Source organism: Methylobacterium sp. 13MFTsu3.1M2, from assembly GCF_900112625.1.
GTDB lineage: Bacteria > Pseudomonadota > Alphaproteobacteria > Rhizobiales > Beijerinckiaceae > Methylobacterium.
In genome coordinates, this window is the sequence record NZ_FOMM01000009.1 from 12,976 (window position 1) to 29,094 (window position 16,119).

Here is a 16,119-nt window from a genome sequence, read left to right on the forward strand (position 1 = left end):
GCAGATGACTCGAATCCTGACATCCGTCCTCGACGGCGCCGTGTGGGTCGCGGACGCGCTCGACGATATCCTCGTCGAGGCGGCTCTCGGCTTCGGCGCCGCCGTACCGCTGATCGCCGACCCGTCCGGCGATCCGCCGACCGGCGCAACCACCGGCCAATCCGAGACAAGTCCCTCGCCGATCCGGACTTGACCGCCCGGGATGCCCGGCCGTCGCCGGTGCCGACCCCGGAGGTGTCGCGACGGTCCGGATGACCGGGTTCCCCGGTCGGGCCGCAGAGACGTGTGGCCTCCGCCACAGAGGCAACGGACCCGCGTAACGAACAGCGGCGGCTCGGCGAGCATCCCCGTCCGCACCTGCCCCGTTCGGGAACGGCTCTAGCGCTTCTGCGTGTTCGGCGCCGATTGGTCGGTCTGCGGCTCCATCTTGGTGGAGTCGGGTTTCGTCGGCGTGTTGTTCTGCGCCTGCTTGTCGTCGCAGGCGGCGAGGCCGAGCAGCAGAAGGGCTGCGAGTGCGATGCGGGTGCCTAGCGGCATGGATCCTCCCTTTGGCGTGTGAGGGCGCGGAGATCCTGTTTGGCGATATCGCCAAACAGGATCTCCGCGCCGCTCGCTGCGCGACGCGGTCCCGTCAGCGGCCGCCGGCCGGCGGCTTGGAGCCGGATCCGGCATCGTTCGGGCCGGTGCTGTTCGTCGTGCCGGAGCGGCTCATCGAGCCGGTCGACGGGCCGCTCCCGGCGGCGCCGGGTGTCGAGCCGGACCCCGCGTCGCTCGGGCCGGTGCTGTTGGCCGTGCCCGACCGGCTGGTCGCGCTGCCGGCATTCTCGGCTGCCGTGGCGGGAATCGCGGCCGCGAGGAGGGCGGCGATGGCGAGACTCGTGACCTTCATGGCGGATCTCCCTCTCGGTCCGGCAATCGCGCTCGCGGAGCCGTGACCGGTCGTGCGGGCAACCCCGCGCCACCGCCGCTGTTCCGACCGCGTCGCCGACCGGCCGGCACGGGTCCCGGATCACGATGCTTCCGGTGGCGCGTCCTCCCGGACCGCAGCCGGGGTGGCGGCGCGCGCCTGCTCGTCGGGCATCCGGTAGCCGCGATCCCAGGTGGCCCAGGATTCCGAATCCGCCGGATAGGGGTTGGCGGTGATCGGATCGCCGCGGTCGCGGGCGTGGCGGCCCTCGTCGCTGATCGCGGCGGGTGAACGGGTCGACGGTGTCATCGGCGCTTCTCCGGCACTCACATCCCCGGGTCCGGAACCTCGGCAGACAGCCCGGGCGTTGCAGGATCTACCGGACGCTCGCGCGAATGTTCCCCGCCTGGGTTGGTGCTCAGCGGCCGGTGTACCCGCACGCCGCCGCCGCCGCCTTCAGGCGCTCGAACGCCGTCGCGTAGCGCTCGCGCAGGAACGCGGCGTTGGGCGGGATCCGGGTCGGGCAGAGGTTGTCCTCGGTATCGGACATCTTGATCAGCAGCGCGGCGAGGTTGCCGGCCGCGATCAGGGTGGTGATCCGCTCGGAATAAGCGATCCGACTCTGCGGCTTCGTGAGAAGCGTCACCGTCTCGACGATGTCGGCCTCGAAGCCGGCGGCGCGGAGGTCCGCCGCCGTGCGCGGCGTGTCCTCCAGCACATCGTGCAGGAGCGCCGCCTGCATGACTCGCATCGGGTCGATGTCGAGCCCGTCGATGAGTCGGGCGTGACCGGCCCGGGTCTGGGCGGCGTTCGCGACGCGTTCCAGGTGCCGCATGCACGGCTCGCCGCCCTTGTCGAGCTGACCCGCATGCGCCGTGAGGGCGAAGGTATGGGCATCGAAAATCGTCGGCACGCGACCTGCTCTCCAGATCGACCGGCCCGGATCGGCGCCGCACCGGCTTCCCGTTGCGGGAAGTCGGGTCCCCGCCGCGGCGTTCCCGCAGGATCGCCTGCCGCGCGGCGCCCCGTCGCCCGGTGCCGTCCCGGGGCGGGACTACCTCATTTCGTGGATGCGCAGTCTTCGCGCTCGATTCAAAAGTTCACGTTGGCAACACTATTGCTCAGCTCCCGTGGAATCGCCATCTGTTGTTCCATAATCGGACAAGCGGCGAGTCGCGCTTCAGGATCGAGACCATGACGTCCGGAACACTCGAGAAGCCGCTGGATGTCGGCGGGCCGCTGAGCCGCAGGGCGGCGGCGCTGGCCAACGTCCGCTGGTTCCGCGCGCTGGCGTGGCGCGCCCTGCGCGACGGCGGCCCGCGGGCCGAGCTGCGCGCGTCCAACGCGCGGGCCGCGGCGCGGATCGTGCTGCGTCAGGCCAAGCGGGAGGCCCTCGTCGCCCGCCTGGCGCGACAGGCCCTCGACGCCTCCGTCTGAGTGCGGGGCGCCGGGTCGGCCGGGCGCTGGGCCCGGCCGCGGCGGTGCGCCTCAGCGCTTGAACTTGCCCTCGTACTTGAACTCCGGCGCCGCCTTCAGCTGGTCCTTGCTGGCGCCGATGATGGCCTTCCACTTCTTCGCGTCGGCGTCGTAGCCGAGCGCGATCGAGCTCGGCGAGACCGCGACGTAGCGCTCGCCCAGGCCGAGGAAGCCGCCCACCGAGACGATGTAGCCGGCCAGCTTCCCGTGATCGATCACGAGGTCCTTGATCTCGCCGACCGTGTTGTTCTGCGCGTCGGTCACGTTGAGGCCGATGAGGTTGTAGCTGAGCACCGCGTCCTGCGGCACGGTCTCGAATTTGGGCGCGACCGTCTGCGGCGCCTCGTTGGCGGCGAGCGCGGGCCCGGCGAGGGCGGCGGCGGCGAAGGCGGCGATGACGAGGCGGCGCATGGTGTACTCCAGTAGCCCGGTATGGGTGGTCTGAAATGGCCGCCTCGGACGCATCGTTCCGTGACTGCACGGAAATGTTAATGCGCGGAACATGGAACCTTCGGCCGGCGCGCGACCCGCGCGGCGACACCCCTCACGAGGCTCCGGCGCGGTGAACGGGGTGGCCAACTGTATCGAAGATCGATCGGGACAGATTGCCCGGTGGCGCCCCAACCGTTCCTGGCCGACCGCGCCCCGGCACGGCATGCCGGGACCCGCACGTATCGGGAGGGGACATCCGTGGCGGGGGGAGTGATCGAGACGACGCGCGGACCGGCGACCGGCGCCTGGGTGGACGGCCTCATCGGCGTCGCGATCTTCAGCGCGTCGCTGGTCGCGACGCGCCTCGCGCTGACCGGCATGGACGCCCTGTTCCTCAGCGCGGCCCGGGCGGCGCTCGCCGGCCTCGCCGGCGCGGCCGCCCTGCTGGCGCTCCGGCAGGCGCGCCCGCGCCGGACCGATCTCCCGGCGCTCGCCATCGTGGCGGCGGGCGTCGTGGTCGGCTTCCCGCTCCTCACCGCGCTGGCCCTGCGCACGGTCGGCGCCGCGCACGGCACCGTCTTCGTCGGCCTGCTGCCCCTCGCCACCGCCCTGTTCGGCGCGCTGCGCTCCGGCGAGCGGCCGTCACCGATCTTCTGGCTGCTCTCGATCACCGGCGCGCTGGTCACGGTCGGCTTCGCCGCGCGGGGGCTCGACGGTCCGCCGGGTCCCGGCGACGCCTTCATGCTGGCCGCGATCCTGCTCTGCGGGCTCGGCTACGCCGAGGGCGGCGTCCTGGCCCGCCGGTTGGGCGGCTGGCAGGTGATCGCCTGGGCCACCGTCCTGTCGCTGCCCGTGAGCCTGCCCCTCGCGCTGCTGCTCCGGCCGGCCGAGCTGGCGGCGATCCCGCTGCCGGCCTGGGCGGGACTCGGCTACGTCGCGCTATTCAGCATGCTCATCGGCTTCGTGTTCTGGTACCGCGCCCTGGCGCGTGGCGGCATCGCGTCGGTCGGCCAGCTGCAGCTGCTGCAGCCGTTCCTGGGCCTCGGCGTGGCCGCGCTGGTCCTGGGCGAGCACATCGAGCCCGCCATGATCGCCGCCGCCCTGGCCGTGGCCGCCTGCGTGGCGCTGGCGCGGCGCTTCGCCTGAGAACGGCGCGGAGTTGTCGGCCCGGGAGCGTCAGCCGGACTTCGCCACGACCTCGATGTCGCGGTCGAGCCCGCTCTCGACCTTGAACTCGCGGGTGTAAACCTGCCCGTCGTGGCGGGCGATCAGCACGTAGTCGCCCTCCGCCAGCGTGACCTGCGGGAAGGCGCCGATCGCCTCGCGGATCGTGTCGCCGCCGGGGGTCAGGACCGAGAAGGCGGTGCCCGCGAAGGCCTCAGCGCCGGGGGCGGCGACGAGCTTCAGGGTCACCGTCGCGGCGCGGTGGTTGAGTGTCGCCTCCGTGACCTTGCCGTTCTCGACGCGCAGGTCCGCGCGCTGGATCGCGTTCGATTCTCCGTAGGTCGAGACGACGTGGTACGTGCCCTCCGGCAGCCGCAGCAGCTCGCCGGTTTTGATACCGGCGCGCACGAGCCGGCCCTCGGAATTGGTCCCGACCGGGACGAAGACCGAGAACATCACCTGACCGGGCGGGATCTTCTGATCGCCCACCGCACCCGCCAGCTTCAGGGCGCCGGCGGCCACCCGCAGCGTGTCGGTCGTCGGCTGCCCGCCCATCACGATCCGCTTCGAGGCGCTTGCGAAGCCGTAGGTCACGGTCGCCACGTAGGCGCCCGGCGCGAGGGTGAAATGCGGCTCGGCCTCGGTCGAGCGGGCGACGATCGACGGCCGCGTGCCGTCGCCGCGATCCTCGTAGATCCGCCACGCGAGCCCCTGGCGCAGGGCCGTGCCCGGTCCCGACAGGAGCGCCGACAGGGACAGCTGCGCGTCCGGCTCGGCCGGGGGCAGGGACGGCGGCAGGTTCGGGGTGGTGATCGACGGCGAGGGCAGGGCGCCGCCGAGCCGGTTCTGGAACGGGTCCTGCTGCGCGAGCGCGGCCGGCGGGCCGGCGGCGAGCATCGCCAGCGCGGTCGCTGCAAGCCTCATGCGCATCGGTCGGCCCTTCTCTGCTCGTCTCGCCGGTCGCGACACCGGATCGTCCGGGCCTGCCTCTGACTCCCGACCGTGGCGGCGGCAAGGCCGCTCTTCCACCGGCGGCCCGCGCATGCCACATCCCGGTCGGGACGCGATACCGGGACGGAGCGCATGACCGCCACCCTCGATCTCCTGAAGACCCGACGCTCGGTGCCGCCGGCGCTGCTGGACGAGCCCGGGCCCGACCGGGCGCAGCTGGAATCCATCCTGACGGCCGCCTCGCGAGTGCCCGACCACGGCAAGCTCGCGCCCTGGCGCTTCATCGTCATCGCCGGCGAGGCCCGGGCGAAGGTGGGCGAGGTCATCGCGGCGACCTTCGCGGCCGACAATCCCGACGCGGCGCCCGAGCGGCTCGCGCAGGAACGCGCCCGCCTGACCCACGCGCCGGTCGTCGTCGCGGTGGTCTCGCGGGCGGGTCCGCACGTGAAGATTCCGGACTGGGAGCAGGTGCTCTCCGCCGGTGCCGCCACCATGAACCTCGTGATCGCCGCGAACGCCGCCGGCTTCGCCACGTCGTGGCTGACCGAGTGGTTCGCCTACGACCGCCGCGTGCTCGACGCCCTCGGCCTCGTGCCCACCGAGAAGCTCGCCGGCTTCGTCCATATCGGCCGGGCGCGTGAGGTGCCCTCCGACCGGCCGCGGCCGGCCCTCGACGAGATCGTCACCTACCTGTGAAGGGACCGGCCGTGCACTACGACCTCGACCTGCCGCGCGAGTCGCGCGCCCTCCCGCACAACCCGCTGAAGGCCATCGTCGCGCCGCGACCGATCGGCTGGATCAGCGCCATGAACCGCGCGGGCGCGCTCAACCTCGCGCCCTACTCGTTCTTCAACGCCGTGGCCGACAACATGGTCGCGTTCTCCTCCTCGGGCCGGAAGGACGCGATGACCTTCGCCGAGGAGGGCCGGGAGTTCGTCTGCAGTCTCGCCACCTGGGACCTGCGCGACGGGATGAACGATTCCTCGGCGCCGCTGCCGCGCGGAACGAGCGAGTTCGCCTTCGCCAACCTGGAGACCGCGCCCTCGCAGAAGGTGCGGCCGCCGCGCGTGGCCGCCTCGCCGGCGGCCCTGGAGTGCCGGTGGCTCCAGACCGTGCCGCTGGTGCCCCTCTCGGGCGGGGAGGCGGAGAACTTCCTGGTGATCGGGCAGGTGGTGTCGATCTACGTCGACGAGCGATACGTCGCGGACGGAATGGTCGATACGGCGGCGATGCACCCGATCATGCGCGGCGGGTACTTCGACTACTTCCACGCCACCGCCGACACGCGCTTCCAGATGCGCCGGCCGAAGGGCGCGGGGGAGTTCACCGGGTCCTGAAACAGGAACCGGTCGCGCGCGGCCGATTGAGGACTTGTTTACCATAGCGGGCGCAGGTTCGGGCGGTCTCCAGCACCGTGCCCGCCCGGATGTTCCTGTTCACCACGCCGTCGAGCCCACCGGAGAGCCCGCCGCCCCAGGCGCGGGCGCTGCCGGGCACGCCAGCCTCCGGGCCGGTGGTCCAGGCCATCCGCGACGGGGCGACGGCGAGCGGCGTCGGCTTCGACTATCTCCTCGCCACGGCGCGGCGGGAATCCGCCCTCGATCCCGCCGCCAAGGCCGGCACCTCCTCGGCCACCGGCCTGTTCCAGTTCATCGAGCAGACCTGGCTCGGCGTGATGAAGAATGCCGGGCCGCGGCTCGGCCTGCAGGCGCAGGCCGACGCGATCACCCGGCAGTCGGACGGCACCTACACGGTTCCCGACGCGGGCCAGCGGCAGGCGATCCTCGACCTGCGCCGCGATCCCAAGATCTCCGCGACGCTGGCCGGCGCGCTGACCCAGCAGAATGCCGACGCCCTCACGGGCGCCCTCGGCCGCGAGCCGACCGCGGGCGATCTCTACGCGGCCCACGTGCTGGGCGCGAAGGGCGCGGCCGCCCTGATCTCGACCGCCCGCGCCTTCCCGGAGCGCGCCGCCGCCCTCGACCTGCCGGAGGCGGCCGGCGCCAACCGGGCGCTGTTCTACGACCGCGCCGGCCGGCCGCGGAGTGCTGCCGAACTCTATGCCAGCCTCTCGGCGGCGGCCCAGGGCGCCGCCGCCACCGACCTGACCGGCCTGCGCCAGGACGGCGCCGCGGCGCCGCAGGCCGTCTCGGCCTACGCCAGCGCGGCGACCGCGTTCGGCGGGACCTCGGACCTGCGCAGCCTGTTCCAGACGGACCAGCGCGGCGCGGCCTCCGACGCCGCGGCCCGTCTCTGGCAGGCGCGCAACAGCGCCGCGCCGGTGCAGCACGCGGCGCCGACCTATTTCCCGCGCTCCGAAGCCGAGCCGCCACCGCGCGTCGCCGTCGCGGAGCCCGCCGTCACGGGTGCCATCACGGATGCCGTCACGGGCGCAGCGGCCGGACCGGCGGCGACGCCGCCGGGCGCCGCCCTCCTCAATCCGCCGCTGCCGCCCCGCCGACCCGCGGAACTCGCGGCCGCGGCGTCCATGTCCGGCAGCAGGACCAGCCTGTTCGCCCCCCGGAGCGGTCGATGATCATCCGCGACTTTCTGGCCTGGACGCAGGACGCCTCGGCCGAGCGCCGGGCCGAGGCGACCGCGACGCTGGCCCGGACCTACCTCTACGGCGACCTGGGCGCCGACGCGGCCTGGGAGGCCAAGACCGCGCTGCTCGCGCTCCTCGACGACCCGTCGCCGCTCGTGCGCCGGGCGCTCGCCGAGACCTGCGCGGCCTCGGCGCGGGCGCCGCGCCCGCTGGTCGTCGCTCTGTCCTCCGACGTTCCCGAGGTGGCGCGGCCGGTGCTCGCCCGCTCGCCGGTCCTCACCGACGCCGACCTCGTGGACGCGGCCGCCCTCGGTGACGAGGCCACCCGCGCGGTGATCGCCGCCCGGCACCACCTCTCGCACGCGGTCGCGGGCGCCTTGGCGGAGATCGGCGAGACCGACACGCTGGTCGTACTCGCGGCCAATCCGACGGCGAAGATCACCGCGGGCCGGATGCTGCGCATGATCGAGCGCCGCGGCGACGAGGCCGCCCTGCGCGAGGCGCTCCTCGCCCGCGCCGACCTGCCGCCGGAGGTGCGCCATGCCCTCGGGATCGCGGTGGCGCGGGCGCTCACCGACTTCGTCACCGACCGCGCTTGGCTCGGCGCCGAGCGCTTGGACCGGATGAGCCGCGAGGCCGGCGAGCGCGTCGCGCTCGAGGCTTGCGAGGGCTTCGGCGCGGCCGCCGTGACGCGGCTGGTGACCCATCTGCGCGCAAGCCGGCAGCTGACCGCGGGCCTGATCCTGCGCGCCGTGCTCTCGGGCCGGACGGACTTCGCGCTCGCCGCCCTGGCCGACCTGTCGGGGCAGGATCATGCCGGGGTCGCCCGGGCCATGCGCGACCCGCGCCTGTTCGCGGACCTGCACGACCGCGCCGGGCTGCCCGAAGCGCTCCTGCCGGCGATGCAGGCGGCGCTCGCCGCCTGGCAGGAACTCGCCCGCGCGGCGGCCCCGGTCCGGGGCACCGGCCTGTCGCGGCGCCTCATCGAATCCGCCATCGGAGCCTGCGGCGACCTGTCGGATCCGGAGATGCACCCGGTCATCACGCTGCTCAACCGCTACGAGGCCGAGGCGGCCCGCGACGAGGCGCGCGAGGTGGCCCGCGCCATCGCCGCCCAGGCGCTGGCGCGCGAGACCGCCCGCCGTGAGGCCGAGGCCGCCGACGCCGCGTGGCGCGCCGCCCTGGAGAGCCAGCGCCGGACCGCCTTCGCGGAGGAGACCGATACGGCGACCCCGGTCGTCGTGGCGATCGCCGACGCCGCGGACGGGCCTGCCGAGGCCGAGCCGGTCAACCCGGTGGGCGCGATCCTCGACGCGCTGCCCGAGCAGATCCTGGCCTGGTACCGGCCCGAGGAGGTCGACCCGGAGGTCCAGGCCGCGACCGACCTCGTGCTCGACGGTCTGGGCGACAGCATCCTCGATCATTTCCGCGCCAGCCGGGACCCCGCCGGGCCGGAGCTGGCCGCGAGCGAGGATAAGCCGGAGCGGATCGCCGCCTGATCGCCGCCTGAATCCGCCAAGGCTCGCCGCTCGGGGGAGCGATGGCACCGGACATCTCCCGATATCGCCGGCTGTCGGGGGAGGAGCCGCGCTACGTCCTGGCGGAGGCGCGGACGCTGATCGCGGAGCGCGCCTACCTGTTCAGCCTCTACGCGGTCGACGTGGTCGCCTCCGACGGGCTGACCGGCCGACACGTTCTCGCCGTGCCGGTCGCGATCAGCGCGGTCTCGATCACGGTGGGCCTCGTCCTGACCGAAGCGGATTCCCGCAGGGCCGAGGCGGGCGATCTCGCGGGCGTCGCGTCCCTCGCCCAGGCCGTCCAGGGCGGATACCGGCGCTTCCGAACCTTCCCGGCGAACGAGCTCGGGCGTTTCGTGCTCTGACGGCTCAGATCCGAGGCGGGCGCCCGGACTTGAACTCAGTTCGGCGGCCGATAGGCCTCCGGCGGCAGGTCGCGGAAGAAGGTCTCGCCGGGGGCCTGCCCCGGCGCCGGCTTCGGTGCGATCCCGCTGCCGCTCCCCTCGGTGATGTAGCGCTGGCCGCCCGGCTCCGGCAGCACCGGTGCGGGGGTCTGGGGGGTCGGCGGCACGATGTAGCGCTTCTGATCCGGCGCCCCGGCGCTCGGGGACGGTGCCGGCGGCGCGACCGGCGGCGCCGCGGGTGGCGCGACGGGCGACGCCGCGGGCACCTGCGGCGGTGACGCGGCCGGCGTCCGCACCGGCGGAACCTCGTCTCGGCGTGCCTCGGCCGCGGCCGGCCGGCTCGGGCGGCGGATGGCGGCCCGCGGCGCGACCCGACGCGGCGGGACGCGCGCGACAACCGGCGGGGGGCGGGTGCCGGGCAGGGCGATCCTGAGGCCCTCCACCGCCCGCACGAGGTCGCCGAGGCTGGCCTCGGCCGTGCGGCACAGCCGGATCCGCAGGGAGATCGCGCGGCGCGCGAGCGGCTCCGCCTGGAACAGAGCGGGCGGCTGCCCGCCGGCGGACGCGGCGCCGCGTCCGCTCTCGATCCACTGCCACGCGTAGAGGCAGTCGGCGCCGAGCGCGATGCCCACCGGGCCGTAGGCGTTCCGCAGCGGCGGCCGCACCGTCATCGCCTGCCCGGGAAACCGGACGGCGATCTCCCCCGCGATCCCGAACTCGCTGGGCTTGGCCAGCCGCGGCGGGAAGGCGAGGAGCAGGTCGGCGGTCTCCCGGCGCAGGGCGATCTCGGCGTGGTTGCGACCGTCGCCGCCGGCATAGCGCAGCCGCTGATCGAACCCGTCGCGCTCGCGCGTCTCGATCACCGCGGTCAGCGTCCCGGCGCCGGGCAGGGTCAGGACCGGGACCGTCTGCGCCCGCGCGACGGCGGGCAGAAGGAGACACGCCAGGGCGCAGAGCCGGGCCGTACGGATCGCGGCGCGCCTCACGGGGTGGTCCGCTCGGTCGTGGCGGAGGTGTCGTAGGCCGAGCGCGCGGGCAGCTGGAACCGCTTCGCCTCGGAATTCTCGGGTCGCCCGCGCTCGGCCTGCTGGTCCTGCCACAGGGTGCCGGCGGCGGGCGGCGACAGGAATTCGGGCTTGTCGACGCCGCGATAGTCCGGGAGCAGGGCGTAGCCGAACCGCTCGTAGGGCATCGGGCCCGCGCCGGGCACGCGCCGGGCCACCAGGGGCGGCACCGGGGTCGCGGGCTCGCGGGCGTAGGTCCCCGCGGGAACGGGCTCGGCCAGGACCCGCACGAGCCCCGGCGGCGGGTAGCGGAGCGCGTTCTCCATGGAGACCGCCAGGGGGAACTCGTTGCGCTGCACGGCGAGGGGCTTGGCGTCCGCGCCGGCCGGCGGCAGGTCCGGCCGCGGCACCCGGTTGATCGGCGGCGTCTCGACCCGCGCCGCGGGCGCGGCGTGCCGCCCGGGTGCGGGCCCGGTGGCGGCGGGCACGGGGTCGCAGGGCAGCGGCGACCCGCCGGCATTCTCGCGGAACAGCAGGTCGACCACCTTCGCGAAGAGGCCGTCGTAGCGGTTCACGACCTCGAGGTACGGACGCTGCCGCTTCAGGCGCTGCAGCGTGAGGGCGTAGCCGAAGACGGTCCCCTCGCTCGGCATCCAGGCGACTGCCCGCTGGAACCACTCCAGCGCCGTGTCGAACTGGCAGGAATTGTAGGCGTACCACGCCAGCCCCTGGGCGCCTTCGCCCGAGGTGGAGGCCGTCACGACCTGGGCGTAGCGGGCGATGCGCGCGGGCTCGATCGCGGGCGGGCGGGGCAGCGTCAGCTTCTGCTCCAGGATGTCGATGTAGAGCAGCTCGTTGCCCACGAACTTGTCGCGCCACGCGTAGGCGACTTCCTCGGCCTCGCGCGCCATGTCGAGCTGGCGCAGGGTCAGGGCGAGCCCGTGGGCGACCATCGCGTCGCCGCCCCGGGCGATCGCCTGCTTGAACCATTCGAGCGCCTCCCGGAACTGGCGGCGCTTGTAGGCGTACCAGCCGAGGAGGCTCGTCTGGGTGGGATCGCCGCTCTTGCGGGCGACGGCCTGGAAGGCCGCGAGATCGGCGGGGGTCGGGGTCTCGGCGCTCTCCTCGTGCAGGAAGGCCGCGATCCGGGCACGGGTGATGTCCAGGCGGATCGCGTCGAATTCCGACGCCCCGTTCGCGCCCCGATGCCCCATCTCGATCAGGCGCTCCGCCTGCGCCATGCGCAGATGCGCCATCGCCTTCTGGATGGTCGCGAGGCGCACGCCGGAATCGGCGTTGCCGTCGAGGATCGACTTGTAGAGCTCGAAGGCCTCGTCGCCCGAGCCGGTATCGCCCAGGGCGTCGGCGACCATCCAGATGCTCTGGACGTCGAGCGGATCGAGGGCGCCGGAATCGGCGCGGTATAGGTCGATGATCGCGTCGGCGTCCTTGCCGGTGAGCGCCGTGATCCGGGACCGGAACTCGGCCCGGCGGAGCTTGCGCGCGAGCTCCTCGGAGGGCTGCCACGCGGGGTCGATCGACCTGCGCGCGACGATCGCCGCGCGCAGGTCGTCGAACCGCCCCGCGGTGAAGAGGTCCCAAAGGGGCGCCTCTTCGGGCGGGCTCGGCTGCAGCGCGTTGAGGTCCGGCGGCTCGTTCCAGCCGGGATAGAGCCGCTTCAGGCGGGCGATCTCGGCCTTCATCCGAGCCGTCTGCTTCTGGGCCGCGTAGTAGCGCAGCGCGCTCTCGTCGACCATGTCGGTCGTGCGCGACGTGGCCGGGTCGGCCAGGATCGCCGGCGCGCGCGGGCCGTCGCCGTAGACGATGCGGGGCTCGGACCGTGTCGGCGCGGCGGGAGACTGCGGCGCGGGACCGGATCGCGCGTCGACCTGCGCGGCGGCCGGCGCGGTGGACAGCGCCAGCATCAGGAGGCAGGGCGCGGCCGGTCGGAGACATGCCGGCGGACGACCGGTCAGGACTTCAGGCATGACGGGTAACGCATGCGGGCCGCGGTCAGGGCGAGGAGGCTCAGAGTGGCCGGGTAGTAGTTCTGGTTGCCGATGTCGCCGCGCGCATCCTCGGGGAAGGGCGTCCCGTCGAGGGCGCAGGCCACCAGGGCCGGGAGCCCCATGTAGCCGGCCTCGGTGAGCCACTCGACCTTCCGCCCGTCGCCGGTGTCGACGATCGGCAGCCGTTCCCGATCGGCGCCCGACCACAGGGCCTGGAACGGCGCGAGGTCGTCGGGCCGCACCAGCCCCGCCCAGACGAGGTAGAGCGGGATCCGGATGGCGTTGTAGGAGAACAGCGGCGGGAAGCCATTTGCGGGACGAGGCGCCTCCTTGGCGGAGATCCACTCGGTGGGCAGGTTGCTCGGACCGAAGCGCGACTGCCGCAGCAGGGCGAGGCCGCTGCGCGTCAGGGCCGCCCAGTCGTATTCCGGCGCGACGAGGGCGAGGCGTGGGAAGGCGGGGAAGATCCAGTAGGAGAGGTTGATCAGCGGACCGTCCGGGCGCTCCCGGGCCGAGAAGCCCGAGACCGCGGGGAGCAGCAGCGCCCCGTGCGAGTCCCGGAACAGGATGGTCTTGCGCCCGAACTCGATGGCGATCCGGCGCGCGGCGGTCCGGTAGCTCGGCTCGTTCCAGGCCTCGGCCGCCTCGGTGAGCGCCCAGGCGATCAGGATGTCGCCGTCGGTGGCGTTGTTCATGTCGCTCACCGCCGGACGCTTGTCGGGTGACCAGCGCCACGCCAGCAACTCGTCGCCGCGGACCATCAAATTGGCCCGGGTCCAGCCCCAGATCCGCTCGAAGCTGACCCGATCACCGGCCGCCACGGCGAGCAGCATGCCGTAGCCCTGGCCCTCGCTGTGGCTGATCTGACCGTTCGCGGTGTCGACCACGCGCCCCTGGTCGGTGATGAACCGCGCGCGGTAGGCCCGCCACGCGGCGTCGTTGCCGAGCTTGCCGGCGAGCCCCTGAATCGCGGTCCGGGGCGCCTGCGCGGGCTGCGTGCCCGGCTGCGCGGTACTCGGAGGCACGGCGGGCTCGTCCTGGGGCGAGGCGGCCGCCGCGGGCAGGATCGCCGCGGCGAGGAAAGCTGCGGCGAGGGGGGTGCGGGCGCGGCGGCTCATGGATTCTTCCTGCCGACGTTGCGCACGAGGCTCGTGGTGGCCAGGCCGAGGCAGAGAGCCATCGCGAGGGTCATGCCCACGTAGTATTCCGTGTTGATCGACAGCCAAGCCGCGGACACGAGGCGCAGGTTCGGCAGAGATCGCGGCTGCGTCTCGACGATCTCGATCCGCTCGGGCCGGGACGTCACCAGCGTGCCGTTCGACGCGTCGAGGAAGGCGGCGCTGCCGCCGAGCCTCGCCCAGACCACCGGGTCGACGAGGCAGGAGACGGACGCCTTCAGCAGCGACGCGTTCGGCGCGGTCACGATCACGGTGTTGCTCGCCTGGACCGGGGGTCCCTCGGCGATGAGCAGCGAGGCCGTGGCCGGAACCTCGACCGTCTCGTCCGGCTTCACCTGCGCCGTGATCGTCTGGCGCAGGGAGCGCACCGTGCCGGTGATCTCGTTCCAGACGCTGTCCAGGGCCGCCCAGATCTGGCGCGAGCCGCGTGTCGACGCCTCCCAGCGGTCGATGAGTTCACGGTCCGACGCGGAGCCCGGCGAGGGGGCCGGGGCCGTGGCCGGGGAGGGCCCGGCGCTCGTCTCGCCCTGGGACGGCGGCGCCTGCTGGGCCGGGGCGGGCTGCGCCGGGCGCACCTGCGGGATCAGGGTCGGCAGGGCGCAACGCATCGGGAGGTTGCGGCGCAGCCGATCGAGGGTGAGCACGCCCTCGGGACCGAACTGGCCCGGGGTGGCGACCATGTCGGCGCGGCCTTCCCAGACCCGCTGGACCTGCTGCGGATCGAAACCGACCGATTCCAGGAGCGCCGGGTCGAGGGCGCGGGCGGGCGCGACCACGAGCTGGCTCGTGTCGGACACGACCTGCTGCTGGGTGACGACCTCGAAATCGATGACGCGCTCGGCCGCCATCGCCAGTCGGGCGGCGAGGGTCGCGGCCGCGTCGGCGCTGTCGCGGTCGGGCGTCGGCAGCACGAGGCGCGCGCGCTGCCCCGGGACGACGAACGGTACGGCGCCCCCCTTGATCGCCGCGAGGTCGGGGCTGCGCGCCGCCCGGGCGAAATGCGGGATCTCGATCCGCGAGCGGTCGAGGAACAGGAAGCGCGCCTGCTTGGCCGCCGGGCTGAGGGTGTCACAGACCTGGTCGGCGGCGTTCGGCAACTGCGCCGAGATCTCGACGTGGTTCACCCCCGGGCGCCAGAGGCTGAAGGGCAGGGGGATCGCGCTGTCGTCGAACACCTCGCCGCGCCCGTCGGGCAGCGGGACGCTGGCCGCGTTGCGCCCGTTGATGTCGATGACGATGCGGGCCTCCGAGGAGAGCCCGGCCACGTAGGCCCCGGCCAGGTGGAGCATCACCTTGCCGTAATCGGCCGGGACGAAATCCCCGGGAAAGCGGAGGGCGAAGCCGACATGGAGCAGGCGCCCCGAGAACTCGCGGGACGTCACGCCGAGGCGGTCGAGCGTCAGATTCTCGCCGCCGTGCACCATGTAGCCGCGGAACAGCTGGACCGCCTTGAGCCCGCCCGGCGTCCCGTTGTCGGGTGGGACGGCGAGGTTGGTGATGGCCTGACGGACGTCCTCGTCGCGGGCCCCGGTGACGACCAGGGTCGGCGGTGTGTTCGGCCGCGCCGGCAGGATGGCGAGGCGGGGCCCGCTGATCGGCCCGAGTTCGGGAACGCCTTCGATGCCGGCGATCTCGGAGGCTGTACCGACGACGAGGTTGATGCCGTTTCGGCCCTGCAGTGGAGGGCCGAAGGTCACCGTCGGACGGGCGACCCGTCCCACGAGGGCGAGGGCCTGCACTGCCTCGATCATGCGCTCCAGGCGAGCGAGGTTCGGGCGCTCGTTCAGGATGACCTGGATCGGCAGGGCGCCGCTCTCGTCCGGCTCCGCGGCGGCGAGAGACCGGACGTCCATGTCGGTCGCCGGCGGGACCACGAGGCCGGATCGCGACGGATCGATCTGCGTCCACAATTCGTAGGTCGCCCCGACCGAGCAGTCGACGCGATGGCGCTGGCTGGCGGTGAAGGTGACGGCGTTGTAGCCGGGCTTCAGCACGCCGTCGCCGATGGCGAACTCCACCACCTTCACGGCACCGGGCGCCTGGATGCGGGTCCAGCCGACCTTCGTCCCGTTGACGAAGGCAGCGAGTTCGGAACTCTCCGGCGCCACCGAGATCGCCGACAGGTAGGAGAGGCGCAGCCGTGCCGGTCCCCGCGTCTGCGCCTCGGTGAGGTAGACGGGGTAGCGCAGAGAATCCTCTTCCCCGGTCAGGCGGAAGCCGCGCGGGCCGGACGGAAGCCGGCGCGCCGGCGCGATGGTCGCCTGGATCGCCGCGCGCGGCACCGTCTGAGGCGCGGCGGTCCGGGGCGGCTCGTACGGGCGCGCGGTCGGCCGCGTCTCCGTCGCCGACGCGTCCGGCCGGCGCGCGGGGCCCGACCCGTCCTCGGACGGCGCGCGCAGGGCGTTGCCGCTCGGCGGGACCGTCAGCCGTTCCGCCGGCCCCGAGCCCAGGAAGCTCTGGGCCAGGGCAGGAACGCTCGCGAGACCGAGCAGCAGTCCCAGCACGGGGAGGCGGAGCCGAGCACCCATCGCC

General features: G+C 73.7%; 18 protein-coding genes. 8 read left to right on the forward strand and 10 right to left on the reverse strand.

Annotated elements, in window-relative coordinates:
• The first annotated feature begins 4 nt into the window (after positions 1-4).
• Positions 5-193 (forward strand): hypothetical protein, encoded by a 189-nt coding sequence (locus tag BM314_RS09540; RefSeq protein ID WP_020091625.1) that lies wholly within the window; start codon positions 5-7, stop codon positions 191-193.
• 185 nt (positions 194-378) lie between these two features.
• Here the strand turns inward: BM314_RS09540 and BM314_RS30555 are convergent, their stop codons facing one another.
• The 4 genes from BM314_RS30555 to BM314_RS09555 all read right to left on the reverse strand — a co-directional run bounded on the left by BM314_RS30555 (position 379) and on the right by BM314_RS09555 (position 1,820).
• Positions 379-537 carry a hypothetical protein gene (locus tag BM314_RS30555; protein WP_165923055.1) on the reverse strand — a complete coding sequence of 53 codons (159 nt, stop codon included), beginning with the start codon at positions 535-537 and terminating at the stop codon, positions 379-381.
• Between the two features lie 94 nt (positions 538-631).
• The gene (locus BM314_RS09545) at positions 632-889 is read right to left on the reverse strand and encodes a hypothetical protein (protein WP_020091627.1); all 258 of its coding nucleotides are present in this window, start codon (positions 887-889) and stop codon (positions 632-634) included.
• Positions 890-1,009: 120 nt separating this feature from the next.
• Positions 1,010-1,216 carry a hypothetical protein gene (locus tag BM314_RS09550; RefSeq protein WP_020091628.1) on the reverse strand — a complete coding sequence of 69 codons (207 nt, stop codon included), beginning with the start codon at positions 1,214-1,216 and terminating at the stop codon, positions 1,010-1,012.
• Positions 1,217-1,325: 109 nt separating this feature from the next.
• Complete coding sequence (locus BM314_RS09555; RefSeq protein WP_091977980.1) at positions 1,326-1,820, reverse strand: HD domain-containing protein; 495 nt, start codon at positions 1,818-1,820, stop codon at positions 1,326-1,328.
• Positions 1,821-2,101: 281 nt separating this feature from the next.
• Between BM314_RS09555 and BM314_RS09560 the strand changes: the two genes are divergently transcribed.
• Entirely contained in the window at positions 2,102-2,344 is a 243-nt protein-coding gene (locus tag BM314_RS09560) for a hypothetical protein (RefSeq protein ID WP_020091630.1), read from the forward strand.
• Positions 2,345-2,395: 51 nt separating this feature from the next.
• Here BM314_RS09560 and BM314_RS09565 read toward each other — a convergent pair whose 3' ends face one another.
• Positions 2,396-2,794, reverse strand: coding sequence for a PRC-barrel domain-containing protein (locus BM314_RS09565; protein ID WP_020091631.1), 399 nt, complete (start codon positions 2,792-2,794; stop codon positions 2,396-2,398).
• Between the two features lie 279 nt (positions 2,795-3,073).
• Between BM314_RS09565 and BM314_RS09570 the strand changes: the two genes are divergently transcribed.
• Positions 3,074-3,961: a DMT family transporter gene (locus BM314_RS09570; protein ID WP_091977981.1), complete on the forward strand. Its 888-nt coding sequence runs from the start codon at positions 3,074-3,076 to the stop codon at positions 3,959-3,961.
• Positions 3,962-3,991: 30 nt separating this feature from the next.
• Here the strand turns inward: BM314_RS09570 and BM314_RS09575 are convergent, their stop codons facing one another.
• Positions 3,992-4,909, reverse strand: a complete 918-nt coding sequence (locus BM314_RS09575) for a hypothetical protein (RefSeq protein WP_026604700.1) — start codon at positions 4,907-4,909, stop codon at positions 3,992-3,994.
• 153 nt (positions 4,910-5,062) lie between these two features.
• Here BM314_RS09575 and BM314_RS09580 point away from each other — a divergent pair, with 153 nt between their 5' ends.
• The 5 genes from BM314_RS09580 to BM314_RS09600 all read left to right on the forward strand — a co-directional run bounded on the left by BM314_RS09580 (position 5,063) and on the right by BM314_RS09600 (position 9,357).
• Positions 5,063-5,626 (forward strand): nitroreductase family protein, encoded by a 564-nt coding sequence (locus BM314_RS09580; protein ID WP_091977982.1) that lies wholly within the window; start codon positions 5,063-5,065, stop codon positions 5,624-5,626.
• An 11-nt stretch (positions 5,627-5,637) separates the two neighbouring features.
• Positions 5,638-6,267 (forward strand): flavin reductase family protein, encoded by a 630-nt coding sequence (locus tag BM314_RS09585; RefSeq protein WP_020091635.1) that lies wholly within the window; start codon positions 5,638-5,640, stop codon positions 6,265-6,267.
• Between the two features lie 89 nt (positions 6,268-6,356).
• Positions 6,357-7,466, forward strand: coding sequence for a lytic transglycosylase (locus tag BM314_RS09590; protein WP_091977983.1), 1,110 nt, complete (start codon positions 6,357-6,359; stop codon positions 7,464-7,466).
• Entirely contained in the window at positions 7,463-8,974 is a 1,512-nt protein-coding gene (locus BM314_RS09595) for a DUF2336 domain-containing protein (protein ID WP_091977984.1), read from the forward strand. Before BM314_RS09590 ends, BM314_RS09595 begins: the two co-directional genes overlap by 4 nt.
• A 41-nt stretch (positions 8,975-9,015) precedes the next feature.
• Positions 9,016-9,357: a hypothetical protein gene (locus BM314_RS09600; protein WP_244539901.1), complete on the forward strand. Its 342-nt coding sequence runs from the start codon at positions 9,016-9,018 to the stop codon at positions 9,355-9,357.
• A 35-nt stretch (positions 9,358-9,392) separates the two neighbouring features.
• Here the strand turns inward: BM314_RS09600 and bcsN are convergent, their stop codons facing one another.
• From bcsN to BM314_RS09620, 4 genes are read right to left on the reverse strand one after another with little or no spacing between them, the layout of a single operon-like run.
• Complete coding sequence (bcsN, locus tag BM314_RS09605; protein ID WP_091977985.1) at positions 9,393-10,382, reverse strand: cellulose biosynthesis protein BcsN; 990 nt, start codon at positions 10,380-10,382, stop codon at positions 9,393-9,395.
• On the reverse strand, positions 10,379-12,388 hold the full coding sequence (locus tag BM314_RS09610; protein ID WP_091977986.1) for a hypothetical protein: 2,010 nt from the start codon (positions 12,386-12,388) through the stop codon (positions 10,379-10,381). Before BM314_RS09610 ends, bcsN begins: the two co-directional genes overlap by 4 nt.
• Positions 12,373-13,527 carry a family 8 glycosyl hydrolase gene (locus BM314_RS09615; protein ID WP_082557707.1) on the reverse strand — a complete coding sequence of 385 codons (1,155 nt, stop codon included), beginning with the start codon at positions 13,525-13,527 and terminating at the stop codon, positions 12,373-12,375. The genes BM314_RS09610 and BM314_RS09615 overlap by 16 nt, the downstream gene beginning before the upstream one ends.
• Positions 13,524-16,115: a cellulose biosynthesis cyclic di-GMP-binding regulatory protein BcsB gene (locus BM314_RS09620; RefSeq protein ID WP_091978097.1), complete on the reverse strand. Its 2,592-nt coding sequence runs from the start codon at positions 16,113-16,115 to the stop codon at positions 13,524-13,526. Before BM314_RS09620 ends, BM314_RS09615 begins: the two co-directional genes overlap by 4 nt.
• Positions 16,116-16,119 lie beyond the last annotated feature (4 nt).